Genomic DNA, 15,902 nt, shown 5'->3' on the forward strand with positions numbered 1-15,902 from the left:
CACGTCCGACGGGCAAGAGCCTCTGAACCGGGAACACATCACGTGTTCCTGGTGAATAGGCTCGGTTCCTGAACCCGGCTTTTCGATTCCACTTAGCGGGTGCCGGCGTAAGCCCTCCGCGCTCCAGGGGAGACACAAAAGAATCCGGCTGCCCGGAGCATTCCGGGACACCGACACACACCGCCCCTTAAGCAGCGGGCATACCCAAACCCGAGGAAGAACCTCGGAGCGTGGCACCGGACCCCTGATTTTCTCCGCCGGATCTGCCGTGTTTTCGTACCGGCTATTTCACTGCTTTCGCCTTTTCCGCTACTTCCAGAATGTATTTCATGACGTCATCTTTTAATTCCGGGCGGTCCAGAGCAAAGTCGATGGTAGCTTTGATAAAGCCAAACTTGTCGCCCACATCATACCGGATTCCTTCAAAATCGTAAGAATACACCGCCTGGATATCCATGAGGCGCTTTATGGCATCGGTAAGCTGGATCTCTCCGCCCGCGCCCGCTTCCTGGGTCTCCAGCAGCTCAAAGATTTCAGGAGTCAGTACATAGCGCCCCAGAACCGCCATTTGGCTGGGAGCCTCTTCTTTCTTCGGTTTTTCCACCATATCGGTCAGCTTGCACAGACGGCCCTTTTGTTTATGGGAAGGATCCGGCGCCACGATACCATACTTGCTTACCTGATCCTCTGCCACGGTCTGGACACCGACTACGGACGCTCCGATTTTATAATAGCTGTCAATCAGCTGTCCAAGAGCCGGGGTTCCGCCTTTATTGACCACCACGTCATCACCCAGCAGAATGGCAAACGGCTCATCCCCGATAAAGGAACGCGCGCACATGATTGCGTGTCCCAGACCCCGCGGCTCCTTCTGACGCACATAATAGATATCCGCCAGGTTTGCGATATCATTGATCATTTTGACCTCGGCTTTTTTCCCGGAGGCCGCCAGACGGTCCTCCAGCTCATACGATTTGTCAAAATGATTCTCCATGCAGTGCTTATTGGAGTTGGTGATAATCAGAATCTCTTCGATTCCGCTGGCCACGGCTTCCTCAATGATATACTGAACCGTCGGAATATCCACGATGGGGAGCATTTCCTTGGGGAGCGCCTTGGTGGCCGGCAAGAATCTGGTTCCCAGCCCTGCCGCCGGGATCACCGCCTTTTTAACCCTTTTGTTCTTCATCTGCATGTTCCTTCTCCTTTACGCTTTTTTTCTTCTCTCTATATTTTTTCATCCACTCTCTGGCATATTCCTGTCTTTCCTCCGGCAGCATCTCCGAATATTCCAGAAATTCCAGTTCCGTGATGAGCATGGGTGTTTCGTCGCAATAGTAACAAACCACTTTCTTCCTTCTGGAACCAACTTTTATTGCTTCACATTTTGGACAGACATAAACTCTAATCATTAGTATTCTACTCCATACTTTCCTCTGGTTGTGCGGTTTACCCTACTCCACCGTCACGGATTTTGCCAGATTTCTCGGCTTATCAACATCGCAGCCTTTTCCGATTGCCACATAATATCCGAACAGCTGTAATGGAATGATCGCCAGGGAATTGGTAAAATACCGGTTTGTTTTCGGTATATAGATTACATAGTCCGCCGTCTTTTCCACTTCATGATTGCCCACATTTGTTACGGCCAGTACAAAGGCTCCCCGTGTGCGGACCTCTTCGATATTACTGATCATTTTTTTGTAGAGGCTTTCCTGCGTCAGCACAGCCGCCACTAAAGTACCGTCCTCAATCAGCGATATGGTTCCGTGCTTTAATTCACCGGCCGCATAGGCTTCCGAATGAATATAGGAGATCTCCTTTAATTTCAGAGAGCCCTCCATGGAAATCGCATAATCAATCCCTCTTCCGATAAAGAAGACGTCACGGGCCGCAATATAGCGGTTTGCAAAATGCTGAATTTTTTCTTTGTTGTTCAGGAGCATCTCGATCTGATCCGGCAGCTCCTTTAAGTCCTGGATCATTTCTTCCAACTCTTCGTCGGTGACGGTTCCGCGCACCTGGGCGAACTTCAATGCCAAAAGATACTGGGCAATCAGCTGCGTGCTGTAGGCCTTTGTCGTCGCCACAGCGATCTCAGGGCCGGCCCAGGTATACATCACGTGATCAGCCTCACGGGCGATGGAACTTCCCACTACATTGACAATACCCAATACCGGTACCCCGTGGGCTTTGGCTTCCCGCAGCGCCGCCAGGGAGTCTGCGGTCTCGCCGGACTGGCTTACAATAATCACCAGCGTATCCGGCTCAAAGATCGGGTCTCTGTAACGGAACTCACTGGCCAGATCCACCTCTACCGGTATGCGGGCCAGGCCTTCAAAGACATATTTATTGGTCATCCCGCTGTGGAAGGCGGAACCACAGGCAATAATATAGATCTTACGGATTGACCGGATCTCCTCGTCCGACATCCCTAATTCTTCGATGACGATCCTATTTCCTTTGATTCTGGGGCTTAAGGTGTCGCTCACCGCTTTTGGCTGCTCATACATCTCCTTTAGCATGAAATGCTCATATCCGCCCTTTTCCGCAGCACTGACATCCCAGGCGATGGTCTGGAATTCCTTGGTGATCTCTTCCTCATCCACATTGTAAAAATGCATTTCATTACCGGTCAGCTTTACGATCTCTTCATTTTCTATGAAACAGACTTCCCGGGTGTATTTTAAGACCGCCGGCACGTCGGAGGCGATCAGATTCCCGTTTTGGGCTTTTCCAACAATCAGAGGGCTGTCTTTGCGGACCGCATACATTTCACCGGGATGCTTTTCAAACAGAATGCCCAGAGCATAAGAGCCTTCCACGCGATGCATCACCTTGATGATCGTGGACACGGGATCTCCGGTATAATAATAATCCAAAAGATGGGCCAGCACTTCCGTGTCCGTCTCGGACCGGAATTCATAGCCTTTGCTCTCCAGCTTCTTGCGAAGCTTCAGGTAATTCTCGATAATTCCATTGTGCACTACCACGATAGACTGGTCCTTATTACAATGGGGGTGGGCATTGGTATCGCTGGGCGCCCCATGGGTGGCCCATCTGGTATGTCCGATGCCTATAAAGCCCGGAAGCTCCTTCCCGTCATGGGTCAGCTCGCTCAATACCTTCAATCTCCCGGCCGCTTTCGCCATATGGATCTTTTCTCCGTCAAAAACCGCGATTCCGGCCGAATCATATCCCCGGTATTCGAGTTTTTCCAGTCCGTCCAGCAGGATCGGTGCCGCCTGCTCATCTCCGGTGTAACCAACTATTCCGCACATAGTTTTCTTCCTCCTCTAAAGACGTTTTCCATACTGCAGTAACGTAACTATTCTAAGTAAATCTATTCCTGTAAAAGCCCCGTCATACCTTTCTCGTTTCTCATCCGTTCCAGTAAGCTTTATTCATGGTAAATAGTTTGACAACGCCTTTCGGCAATTTCTCATAATTTCTCCCAAACCGGTATCCCATAAATTTAAATCCGCTTTGTACAATCAGCTTCACAATCAGCCATGGCTTGTGAATGCGCCGCAGATGCCCGGCCGTCTGTTTGACCAAGCGAATCCCTTCCGATTCGGAACGTACCCCGGAGAACACCTCCGGATGCTGCTGCTGTGACACGGCCAAGTCAAAATTCCGCTTAAACTGAGTCAGGCAGCCGTAGTTGTGGGAATGTATCACCAGCGCCTTTGAAGCATAACTGACCGCGTACCCTTCCCGGATCAGTGTACCTGCATAAATCATATCTTCATTGAATATGGTTTTCTTTACAAAACCGCCCAGTTGGAAATACGTGCTCCTGCGGTATGCAGCGCACACATTTGAGCAGAAAAAGGTCTTGATGCCCAGCTCGTCCAAATCTGCCAGCGTCTTTTTCCTGTCTTCCTCCGGATAGTTAAACTGCCGGGTATATTTCTCGATCTCTCCGCAATGTTCATCCGGAAGCTGCCTGGCGTAAGCGGCCGCAACCTGCTCATCTGCAAAGGGCTCCACCAGCCGTTCCAGCAGATATTCATCGGCCGGCACCGCATCCTGTGTCATAAATACCATAATGTCCGCGTCAGACCTGTGAGCGGCCAGATTTCTGGTCCCTCCGTGATCAAAATCCTTTTTGGGGACATGATAAACCTGAATCCGATCTATGCCCTCGCAAAATCCGGGATTCCACCATGCCTCTTCCGTATTCATAATTATAATCTGGGAAAAAGAGATACTCTGCTTGCTGAGCATAAACAATAATCTTCGAAATTTTTCATCCGGCTTAAAAGTCGGTATTATTACATCTACTTTCATAGTGATCATTCTAGCAAACTTCTCCCTTTTTGTCCACTTGATTTAAGAAATCGGATTCTGCCAACCGGCAAAAGGGGGCCTAAATGGCCCCCTTTGGTCGATCGCTTCAATGTATATAGGAAATCTGCACGTTATTCCTCCGCCCCGGCTTCACTCTGTCCGGAACTCTGCGTTGGTGTTTTCCCTGTTTTCTTAATCAGGTAATCATTGATATTCTGTACCTCTTTAGAAGGGGTGTAATTCTCACCGTCGAAGAGGAATTCATGGAGGGTTTTATCGTTTTCAACCAGACCATTTGCAAAAACTACAGACATCTTGCCCACCGAACCTGTACTGTGGTCGCTGGGGAAACCTCCCGTTTCACCGACACTGTATGCGGTGATGTCCCCTGCCATAGCGATTATCTCCGAATAGGTCAGGCTTGTCTTGATCATGGGGAATACATGGTCCACTATTTTGGAAAGGGTTCCGATGCTGGCTTTTTTGGCTTTTTCCGCCACCAGGGTCAGCACCAGGCGCTGGCGCTCGGTACGTTTGAAGTCATCGCCTGCGGTGTACCGGATTCTGGCATATGAGGTGGCCTGCACTCCATCCAGGGTCTGTAAGCCCGGCTGAGTCACTTTGTTGGTTTTTACGCCGGTCTCCTCCGATACGCTGACCGTGTAATTATTCAGATGGATGATCTCATCTTCCTGGATATCGATATCGATCCCGCCCAGATCATCGATCACGGCTACTAACGCCGCCCAGTCGATCGTTACGTAATCCTCAATCTTCAAATCCAGATTCAGATTCAGCATATCCACGGCTTGTTTGGGACCGCCGGTGAAATAGGCCTGATTTGCTTTGTGGTAACTGTCTTTTCCGTCGGCCTGGTTTAAATAGGTGTCACGGTATACCGAGACTAATTTTACCTCTTTGGTTTTGTTGTTGATGCTGGCAACCATGATAGTATCACTGTGACTGCCTTTATCCAGGTTGCCGCTCTCCCGGGAATCCAGTCCAAACAGCGCGATGTTGGTATAACCATCCAAAGTTTCCTGCACTTCATCGGCCAATTCATTCTTTTGCGTATCTTCGCCTTTGAATTCTTTGTCCTGTTGAATTTTGTCCAGTTTCGACACGACAAACAGAACGGCCAGCAAAATCAGTAAAACTAAGATTTCTATTACAAGGAGGATCCTCCTCCGTCTTCTTCTTGCCTTTTTGCTTCCTTTGCGTTTCGGTGATGCTTTAGTATTTGCCATTATTTCGTAACCATTCCTTCCCTGCGCGGCTTAATACGCATTTTTGTTTACAAATCCCCTGAATATTGTCAAAAACAGTATTTTAATATCCAGGCCCACTGTCCAGTTTTCTATATAATATAAATCATATTCGATCCGTTTCCGAATCGAAGTGTTGCCTCGATAGCCATGGATCTGCGCCCATCCGGTCATACCCGGCCGGACTTGGTGCTTTACCATATAACGGGGTATCTCTTCCCGGAATTTTTCCACAAAAAACGGCCGCTCCGGCCGGGGACCGACCAGACTCATATCGCCTTTTAGCACATTGAATAACTGGGGCAGCTCATCAATGCTGAGTTTCCGGATCACCCGGCCGACCTTCGTCACCCGGGGATCGTTCTGAACAGTCCAGCATCCTTTTTCCTCGTTGGGCTTCTGAACTTCCATAGAACGGAATTTATACATATGAAAATTTTTATTATGAAGGCCGACTCTCTCCTGTGTAAAAACAAGAGGACCCGGAGATGTCATCTTAATCGCGATGATGGTAAACAGCATGACCGGTGAAAAAACAATAATTGCCAATATGGAACCGGCCAGGTCCATGGCCCTTTTCACCATCATATTAAACGTGTTCGTCAGCGGTACATGACGGATATTGACCACAGGAAGCCCCAGCAGGTCTTCCGTATACGGTTTGGTCGGTATGATATTATTATAATCCGGTATAAACTTCGTATGCACTCCGGATTTTTCGCACAGACCTACGATCCTCTCCAGCTTGGAATATTCATCCAGTCCCAGCGTGATCGCAATCTCGTCCAATTTATTTTCAGGGAGAATGACAAGCAGATTATCAATTCTTCCGATTACTTTCACACCTTTGTACATGGTGCCGCGTTCCACATTGTCGTCCAGAATCCCCCGGACCACGTAACCCCACTGGGGATTGGATTTGATGCGGTCGATATATTCTTCCGCCGCCCGGCTGTAACCCACCAGCAAAATATGCCGAAGATTAAAGCCTTTTTTACGGATCTTGCGCAGTCCCACCCGAATCAGGTTCCGGACCAACGACTCCACCACGATATTGATAAAATAAAACGTAATAATGACGGACCGGGCAAAATCCATCTGCTTATTGAAATACAGAATCATGACCAGCAGAAAAAGACCGATCGTATTGGCCTTTACAATATTGCCAAATTCCAGCCGCCGGCCCTGTACCCGCTTCGACGTATACAGATTAAACGCAAAATACAGCAGCAAATATCCCGGTACCAACGCTAACAGAACCACAAAATACTGGCTCGGCGGCAGGTATTCCCCGGGATGTCCAAATAGCATAAGTCCCAGCGTTGTCTTAAAGCGGATAAACCACGTAAGTGAGTAACATCCGGCCACAACCAACGCGTCGACCAAAACATGTAATCTATTGAAATACTTCTGATTATCCTTAATCAATGGTTATCACCCATTCTCAAAAGGCAGTATTTTCCTTCTGCCAACTTGCCGTAACTCATATAATACAATAATTTTCCCAAAAGGGCAAGTATTAAAACATTTTATGACTTCCTTTATGATGGAAACACAGGATTTCATTTCTTCGCAACGTCTTTATTGTATACGTCTTTTAATTCCGCGCTGATCTTGAGTACTTCCGCGGAAGGGGTGTAACTCTCCCCTTCAAACAGATATTCATGCAGCTGTTTATCATTCTGCACCAGATCATCTACCAGGATACAGGACATTCTCCCAACATGGGCATCCGGATTCTTGTCAAACGGAAAACCTGTGGTGTCCGCAATGCTGTAGGCCCCTGCATCTTTGGCCATACTGATAATTTCATCCTTATCCAGACTGGTCCTGATCATCGGGAACACATTATTAATTATGGACAAAATAGTGGGCAGGTTTGCGGACTGGGCTTTTTCAGCGATTTTGGATATTAACAGCCTCTGCCGTTCCGTGCGTTTAAAATCATCTCCGGTGGTATAGCGGACTCTGACATAGGCGGAGGCCTGTACTCCATCCAAGGTCTGTGGACCTGGTTCCAGTATCTCCTGGGTGCGCTTCCCGGTAACATCCGACACATCGATGATATAATTATTCATATGGAAGATTTCATCTTCCTCCACATTGATCTCCACACCGCCCAGGGCGTCCACCACCGCCACTATGGCATCGTATTGGATCGCCACGTAGTCCTCAATGTCCAGGTCCAGATTCAGATTCAGCATATCTACCGCCTGTTTTGCGCCCCCGCGGAAATAGGCGTTGTTGGCTTTGTGGTATTTACTGCTGTCTTTGGTATCCGCCTGGTTCAGGTAAGTGTCCCGGTAAACGGAAACCAGTTTCACCTGTTTCGTCTGATTGTCGATGCTGGCCACGATGATCGAATCGCTGTGGATTCCTTTTTCCTTGTTCCCTTTGCCGTCTTCATCGTCCAGGCCGAATATGGCGATGTTCGTATAGCCATCCATAAACTCCTGAACCTCTGCCGGCACCTGATTAATTTGTACATCAGTGGATTTGAAATCTTTGTCTTTTTGAAGTTTGTCGAGTTTGGAATTTACATACAGTGCGCCGCCAAGCAGCACCAGGGTAATGCATACGGCAACCGTTAACGCTATGCGGTATTTTCGGAACTTTTTGTTTTGTTTCCTGTCTGAATTATCTTCACAATCCTTGGGGTTACTTTGTAAATCGGACATGTTCCTATGCCTCTCCTTTGTACTTTTTTACTCAGCTTTTCAAAGGGCAGTTACGATGTCACTCTTCTGACAATATTTACCCACAGTTCTATTTGGATTTTAACATAGTTCGGGATATTTTTCCAATAAAATCGCACTTTCTGCCCTTTCAGGCACATAGAAAGACCGTTTTTTATGCCAATCAGATATTCTCTGCCCATTTTTTTAGAGGTAAAAAATGCTGTTTTTACCAGATATCCCAGAATTAGAAGCGGAAGATTCAATAACAGCTGAAGTAGAGGCATGTTCTTATAAGCCAGGTAGACACTGTTTCTGGCCGCATAGCGCACCTTGAATTCATTATATCTGGAACCGGTGGTAGCGCTTCCTATATGATATACGACCGCGTCCGGACAGTAGAGATTGCGGCAGCCCATAATTCGGGCGCGGTAACCGATATCCACGTCCTCCAGATACGCAAAGTGGGCTTCGTCAAAGAGTCCTATCTGTTCAAACAGCGCTCTTCGGTATATGGCTGCTCCGGCACATGCCGCAAAGATATTTTCCATACGGTTAAATTTGTCCGCAGCTTTTCCTTTTCCTCTGGCAAAAGCCCAGCCGAGGGCGCAATACAGATTCCCGGCGTCGTCAATCACATCCCTTTGGTGAAAGCAGAGCATTTTCGCGGCGCAGGAAAATATATCCGCGGACTGTTCGATCCCCTTCAGCAGTTCCGCCGCAAAATCCGGCGCCGCTTCCGTATCGTTGTTAAGCAGGATCACATAGTCTGTGTCTGACGCCTGGATTCCTTCATTTACCGCACGGCAGAAACCGTAGTTGTCATCCAGTTCGATGAGCCGCGTTTGCGGATAGTTCTCCCGTATAAAAGTCTGGCTGCCGTCTGTGGAGCCGTTGTCGACAACGATTACATCCAAATCCGGTAGGGTTTGATGGTATACGGCGCGCAGGCAGGTATCCAGATAATTTTTTCCGTTGTAGTTTGGTATCACAATCGATACTTTTTTCATGTTCGTTATTCGCCTTTCTACCTGCTTTGAATCATATATGCTCCATTTCGTCATGTATCATACCGCTATGTTTCATTCTGATACAAGCATATGGCGTAAAAATTACGAGATATCCGGCCGCCTTGATTTTCCCGCACAGCCGGTTGATATCCTCCTGTGTCTTCAGATCCTGCGGACTGATTCCCAGTTGTTTTAAAAGTTCCCTTTTTACGGCAAAGCAATCAAAAGAAACGGAGTCGGCGCATCGCTGTAAGTCCGCCCGGTGCATATAGCCGGAATAACGCTTTTTCAGTCCCTGGAATTCGGGTTCGTAGGTTCCCTCTTTCGTCCGCCGCAGACCGGCCTGAAAGACCCGGCCATCCGGGTATAAGGTTTTACCTCCGACGATCCCTACCTCCGGACGCATGCAGTTTGCAGTCAGTTCCTGTTGGATTTCGGTCCGTATTTGCGGTTTTAGAGATTTTGCATCACGAATATGCATATAGCACTGTTCCGTATGCGAACCGGAGAGCGGAATATATTGGACACGGTAGAATCCCAGATGAGAGGTGTGGGATACTTCGGTTTTTAAGTTTATATCCTTGGATTTATTCTGATCACTTGGTTTACCTGAATTGTTCTGCTTTTGCATTCTTTGCAGATGGCTCTCCAAGGCCCTCTTTCCCGCTTCGTAAGCATATAGTTTACTCTGGGGATTAGCCGCGGTGGAATCGATATGTGAGCGCCAATGATACAAAATCTTTGGGATATGATATATATTCCGCGCCTGTTCCGAACACCGGAATATAAAATCGTAATCCTGGGCTCCGTCATATTCAGGCCGAAAATGTCCGGCACAGGCAGCCAGATCTTTTTTTACCACCAGGAAGTGACAAATATAATTATTGGTGCGTAAAAGTTCCGGGTTGAAATCCGGTTTGAAGTGCGGATTGAAATATTGCTTGAGATCCGCGGATACTTTGTCCTCGTCCGAGTAGAGCATGTCAATCGTTGGGTCTGCCTCCACCGCGGCTGCCATTTCGTAAAGCGCATCCGGCGTCAAAATATCATCGTGATCCAGAAGGGCGATATAATCCCCGTTGGCCATGGCAAAGGCGGCATTCGTATTGCCGGAAATTCCTTTGTTCTCAGCCAGGCGCTGATACCGGATGCGGGAATCGCGATATTCTTTCAGAATATCCGAAACGCTGTCGTCCGGACTGCCGTCGGCGATACAAAGCTCCAATTGCGGATAGGTCTGGTCCAGCACAGAATCTACCATCTGCCTTAGGAATACAGGATTCGTCCGGTAGGTGGGGACAATAATGCTGAATGTGATTGGGTTTGTAAATTTGTATTGCCGTTGTATTTTTAATTGTTCCGGGGTTGGCAGATGCTTTGCCAGCCAGACCTGGTAGCCGCGTTCTGATGATTGCTGGGATATCTGTTCAGATGCTTTTGCTACGGCCGCAGCTAAACCATTGCGTTTGAAGTAGTACCAGGTTTTTTTGATATTTTGGATCATTGGGTGTTCCTCATATTTGATAATATCTTTCCTTATGTGATGTTGGATGCTGTTTGATTATAAAAGCTTATCCTTTTGTATGGTCTTCAATAAACAATTTTCTCGTTATAAAATTGTAGATCATGACGACAGCTGTCGCAACAATTTTTGCCAACATATAGAATATAGCTAGTATATCCACCTGAATATACATCAGAAGCTGATTAAGTCCCAAACCAATAACACTAAGAAATACAAATATAATAAATTCCTTCGTTTTGTTAGCATCCTTCTTAGGCTTAAAAACAATGGTGATGCTGAGTATATAGTTTACAATAACCGATATAGTAAAGGATATACCACTTGAAACCAAATAATTTATACCTGCAAGTTCGGTCAATGCTATCATAATTGCATAGTCGATCAAGAATGCGATAGCGCCTACTATTCCAAAACGAATTAATTGGGTGAATAACTTTTTCATTTGCTTACTCCTTGCCAGTATCTACATTACATTGATATTATAATTTAAACTTTGAAAATAGTATATGGGCTACTTTTTATGCTGACAGTTATAATTATATTTCATTTATTTTATATTCCTACTAATACTATCTGTCTCATAAAAATTTCCCTGCCTTTATATTGGCAAGGAAGTTTTACTTACCCTATATTCATTTATTGATAGTATAAATTTGTGTACTAGGCTTAACAATAAATTTAGATACCTTATTTGGGTTCCAGTATAGCATTCCTTTTAAATAATTTCAATAGTTGGCTTTTCTATAGTAATACTTAAAGTGTTTAGTAAAGTGTTCCAAGTAGTTATGATGGCGTATCCCAAAAGCTTTGATTAACTTTACATAAATTTCACGTACTGTTTATATTTAAATACAGGGGCTATGTTTTATCTCGTCCTACTATATAGCTTACTACGCTTAACAGACCATATAATTTCCGACAAGATATGCTGACACTATAGTATGTATACCTTCATAGATGGGATTTACACACTAAGTATTATATCTTTAATCCTGCGAACTTTAAAGGAAAATATAATCCCCCAACTTTCAATTAAGAAATCGGGGAATTATTTCATTGCTATGATACATTTCTATCTTTGCTCTATTCTAATTTTAGTGAATAATCCGAGTAATCCAGACTGAAATTCTTATTATAATAGGGATCGCCCGCTTCCAGTTCCTGTTTCCATCTCTCCCTGAATCTGGCGGTTTCTTCATTATATCTCTCTGCTTTGGCCTTGTCATCTTCCAGGCCTCTGGATTTTGATTCATAGTGATATAGCTCCGCAAAAGGCGTGAATACATTTAAATAACCTTTTTTACGGATTTTAAGACAGAAATCTACATCATTTAAAGCAACTGCAAAAGATTCGTCCAAGCCGCCCACTTCATCATAGATACTCCTGCTCACCAATAAACATGCGCCCGTTACCGCAGTTACATTTTGGGCATAGCAAAGTCTTCCCATATAGCCAAGATTTTGTTTCGGCTCTTTGTAATGAGTATGACCGGCCGCCCGGTGGGCTCCCAGACCGATTACAATCCCGGCGTGCTGTATGGTATTGTCCGAATAATACAGTTTACAACCAACCGCTCCAACATCCGGACGCTGCGCATACATCAGTAATTCTTCGATCCACTCTCTGGTGATTACTTTAACATCATTATTCAGGAATAACAAATACTCTCCTTTGGCAAATGAGGCTCCAAAATTGTTAATCGCGGAATAGTTAAATTCTCCATTATAGGTAACGACCTGGATTTGAGGATGCTTTTTGATCACCTCATAATAATCGAATATTTCTGATTCCGTGCTGTTATTCTCTATTACAATGATTTCAAAGTTCTGATAGGTGGATTTATTTAGGATCGAGTCGATACACCGTGATAAATCTTCTTTATGATCTTTATTTGGTATCAATATTGAGATCAACGGTTCCGCTGTCAACTTATATTTCAACCTGAATATCGTCGGGAATGCCCTGGTGCTTTCAATCTTAGCCTCCAGGCCGCATTGCTTCAGATGATCCTGTACAGCCCGCTTAGCCGCATCTATTGCGTATGTTTTTGCATTGATGTCGGAAGCTACGGAATTTTTGTGCGAACGCCAGTAATAGAGTATTTTCGGTATATGCTGCACATTTTTTGCAGCAGTTGTCAGCCGCAGAATCAGGTCATGGTCCTGACTGCCGTCATAAGCGCTGCGGAACAATCCGGTTTTGTCCAATAGCTTCGCATCAAACACAGAGAAATGACATATATAATTGTTCGCACGAAGCGTATCAATCGAATAATCCGGTTTAAAATGAAGAACTATCATGTTATTGATATTTTTCCCCTCAAACGTAGCTTCGTCCGTATAAACGTAGTCTGCATTTTTTTCACAAATGACCTTTACCGCTTCATATAATACGGAGGGGTGTAGTATATCATCATGATCGAAAAGGCCGATAAAGTTCCCTGTGGCTAATTCCAGACATATGTTGGTATTGCCGGAGATACCTAGATTTTCTGTAATTTTTTTATATTTGATTCTGGAATCCTTTTGATACTCCCGGCAGATTTCACCCACATATTTATGTGCATCGTCACTGCCGTCTGCAAGACATAATTCCCAATTTTGATAAGTCTGCCAAATGACAGAGTCGATCATTTCACGCAGAAAATTTTCAGGAGTGTTATATAAGGGAACTAATATGCTTATTTTGATGTCCCTGGAGAACTTCTCATTTTGCTGCCGCTGGGCTTCTTCGGGATTGGGAAAACTTTTTGTACCGTGGATACGGGATGCCGCTTTCTTTTCCCGCATTTTGCTGCGTATTTTGCGCAAAATCCCCCTTACATTTCCATAACGGCGCAGGCGGTCACGGGTGCGTTCATATACATGCAGAGCACCTCGAAAGGGCTTGGAAAGCTTCCACACAAAACTGCTTTTTATGCGGTCGAGATGAAATTTAAGCTCTTCTATTTCTTTTTCGGATTCTTCCAGCTGAGATTCTAAATCTTCTACTTTTTTTTGTTCTGATTCGTAGAGAGATTTATAGTAGTAACTTAAATCGGTCTTCGTTTCGTTCATAAGTTCACCCTTTATTTTACTAAAATCTGATTATTAGATGCTATAAATCGTTTTCTTTTATTTAATTTATCAGTATAAAGTATGCCTATATTATACTTAATATCTTTTTGTATTAGCTCTCTAGGAATTTTGCATATGAATCCACTTAATCCTATATTTTTTTCGGCCTTATATAAGTCAACTATATCATTTCTATATTTAAAATATACAGAAGCAATTAGTGCCGTATTAAAATTAGGTTCTTTTCTCAATATTATTTGCTTTTTATAAAATGAATTATCATGACTTTTTAAAAAGCTCCACCCCTCAATATATATCAATTCTTTATTATCAATTACTTTTTCAATATATAAGTTAATAGAATCATCAATCCACTGATTTTTAATTACTAGATTACTTTTACGGATATTATTTGTCTTATTCAAGTCATAGTCTTGACAGTAATCTGGATCAAAGCCAGCCTTGCTTTGAACAATATTCTCACTTAACAGCGGATCGTGATTTAAAAAATCTTTATGATTCTGAAATAATAGATTTTTCTCTATTTTAAGTTGCTCTAGTTTTTGATTATTATCATTATCCAAACCTCTGCTTATAGATTCACAATGAATTAGTTCAACGTCGTTTCTCACAACATTAAAATAACCTTTTTTATATAAACGCCAACCTAAATCAACATCATTATAACGTATTTTTAATTTTTCATCAAATCCGCCAATATTAATAAATTTCTCCTTTTCTATAACTAAACAGGCTCCCGTCACCGCTATATAATTGTACAAAAGATGATTACGGCCAAAACACCAATCTTTATCATCCCGAAACATTGCCAATTTATGAATTGGACCATTTAATCCATTAGTTATACCTATATGCTGTATATGTTCTTTGTCTGGATATAATAATTTAGCACCTACAGCCCCTGTCCACGGCCGTTTCGCCTGTCCTATTAATATATTTAACCAATTATATTGTACGACTTCTATATCGTCGTTAAGAAATAAAATAAAATTCCCTTGGGATTTTTTTACACCATAATTACACATTTTTGAAAAATTAAATTCCATAGGTTCATAATAATACTTAAAATTAAATGCTAACGATAAGTCTTCTATTTCTTTTCTACACGACTTATTACTTCCGTTATCAACAACTATTATTTCATATTTTAAGTCTTTAGTATACTTTAAGATCGATAATATACATACTTTTAAAATTGACGCGTTATCTTTGGACGGAATAATGATAGAAACCATATCATTTATATTATGCTCATATATTGGAAGATAACATTTAGTATTTGTTTCTAACTGTAACAAACATTTTTGATTTATATCATGATTTAAAAATCTATATTTAGCATTTGCTATTTCAAAAATGCAATTTTCGTTCAATAAATTCGATAAATCACTATAGTGATATAATATTTTTTCTACTCTATTTATAATCGGTTTATGCCATACTAAACTTAATAATAGTTGATAAATGTCAGCCCTACTCTTAATCGTATAAGTATTAAAATATTTTTTTATAAAATCTGTTTTTATAATTATACATGATCCAAAATACATATATGAAATTAGTGTGTCTATCGACCATTCAGGTTTAAAAAATGGGTTTTTATATTTTATTAACTCTTTTTTACTTGATATCTCATCTTCATTAGTATATATGATTTGGGAATCTTTATGTTTACTTATATATTTACTTATTACTCTTTTAAATTCTTTACTTATTTTCCCATTTTTATTTACAAAAACAATATAATCACTATTAATAATATCAAAATCTATTATTCTATTATTATCCTCATTTTCTTTATTATCATAGTATATAAATTCATATTTAAATTTATTATAAAACAAATTATACCTTTCTATTTTACTTTTTTGTAATAACCAACCCAAATATTCATTTTTTTTCTTACTTTCTTCATAAATATATATTAGATTGCATATTTTTTTTAGTAATGACTTTTCCTGCTTTAACAAGTTTATTAACACTAGTATATTACAATATCTGAACCATTGTATAAACATTTTCTTCACTCTTTCTTTATATGCTAAAAAGAAGTTAC

General features: G+C 42.9%; 12 protein-coding genes. All 12 read right to left on the bottom strand.

The annotated features are described in order from the left end of the window. Positions 1–283: 283 nt before the first annotated feature. The gene (galU, locus tag KTH89_RS08355; protein WP_330656662.1) at positions 284–1,195 is read right to left on the bottom strand and encodes a UTP--glucose-1-phosphate uridylyltransferase GalU; all 912 of its coding nucleotides are present in this window, start codon (positions 1,193–1,195) and stop codon (positions 284–286) included. After that, a complete protein-coding gene (locus KTH89_RS08360; RefSeq protein ID WP_158346134.1) occupies positions 1,170–1,412 on the bottom strand; it encodes a DNA-directed RNA polymerase subunit M in 243 nt (80 codons plus the stop codon). The genes galU and KTH89_RS08360 overlap by 26 nt, the downstream gene beginning before the upstream one ends. 42 nt (positions 1,413–1,454) lie before the next feature. Beyond that, positions 1,455–3,281 carry a glutamine--fructose-6-phosphate transaminase (isomerizing) gene (gene glmS / locus KTH89_RS08365; RefSeq protein WP_158346136.1) on the bottom strand — a complete coding sequence of 609 codons (1,827 nt, stop codon included), beginning with the start codon at positions 3,279–3,281 and terminating at the stop codon, positions 1,455–1,457. A 100-nt stretch (positions 3,282–3,381) separates the two neighbouring features. Continuing rightward, on the bottom strand, positions 3,382–4,302 hold the full coding sequence (locus tag KTH89_RS08370) for a glycosyltransferase (RefSeq protein WP_158346138.1): 921 nt from the start codon (positions 4,300–4,302) through the stop codon (positions 3,382–3,384). 122 nt (positions 4,303–4,424) lie between these two features. Next, positions 4,425–5,540, bottom strand: coding sequence for an LCP family protein (locus KTH89_RS08375; protein ID WP_158346140.1), 1,116 nt, complete (start codon positions 5,538–5,540; stop codon positions 4,425–4,427). A gap of 30 nt (positions 5,541–5,570) precedes the next feature. Then, positions 5,571–6,986: an undecaprenyl-phosphate glucose phosphotransferase gene (locus tag KTH89_RS08380; RefSeq protein ID WP_158346142.1), complete on the bottom strand. Its 1,416-nt coding sequence runs from the start codon at positions 6,984–6,986 to the stop codon at positions 5,571–5,573. 134 nt (positions 6,987–7,120) lie between these two features. Beyond that, the gene (locus KTH89_RS08385; protein ID WP_158346144.1) at positions 7,121–8,236 is read right to left on the bottom strand and encodes an LCP family protein; all 1,116 of its coding nucleotides are present in this window, start codon (positions 8,234–8,236) and stop codon (positions 7,121–7,123) included. A gap of 50 nt (positions 8,237–8,286) precedes the next feature. Then, positions 8,287–9,243: a glycosyltransferase family 2 protein gene (locus KTH89_RS08390; protein ID WP_158346146.1), complete on the bottom strand. Its 957-nt coding sequence runs from the start codon at positions 9,241–9,243 to the stop codon at positions 8,287–8,289. A gap of 31 nt (positions 9,244–9,274) precedes the next feature. Continuing rightward, positions 9,275–10,747: a glycosyltransferase family 2 protein gene (locus KTH89_RS08395; RefSeq protein ID WP_158346148.1), complete on the bottom strand. Its 1,473-nt coding sequence runs from the start codon at positions 10,745–10,747 to the stop codon at positions 9,275–9,277. A gap of 67 nt (positions 10,748–10,814) precedes the next feature. Beyond that, positions 10,815–11,210 carry a GtrA family protein gene (locus KTH89_RS08400; protein WP_158346150.1) on the bottom strand — a complete coding sequence of 132 codons (396 nt, stop codon included), beginning with the start codon at positions 11,208–11,210 and terminating at the stop codon, positions 10,815–10,817. 641 nt (positions 11,211–11,851) lie between these two features. Next, a complete protein-coding gene (locus KTH89_RS08405) occupies positions 11,852–13,825 on the bottom strand; it encodes a glycosyltransferase family 2 protein (RefSeq protein ID WP_158346152.1) in 1,974 nt (657 codons plus the stop codon). An 11-nt stretch (positions 13,826–13,836) separates the two neighbouring features. Beyond that, the gene (locus KTH89_RS08410; RefSeq protein ID WP_158346154.1) at positions 13,837–15,864 is read right to left on the bottom strand and encodes a glycosyltransferase family 2 protein; all 2,028 of its coding nucleotides are present in this window, start codon (positions 15,862–15,864) and stop codon (positions 13,837–13,839) included. Between the last annotated feature and the right edge of the window lie 38 nt (positions 15,865–15,902).

The organism is Diplocloster agilis (assembly GCF_019042275.1).
In the GTDB taxonomy this organism is placed as follows: domain Bacteria; phylum Bacillota; class Clostridia; order Lachnospirales; family Lachnospiraceae; genus Diplocloster; species Diplocloster agilis.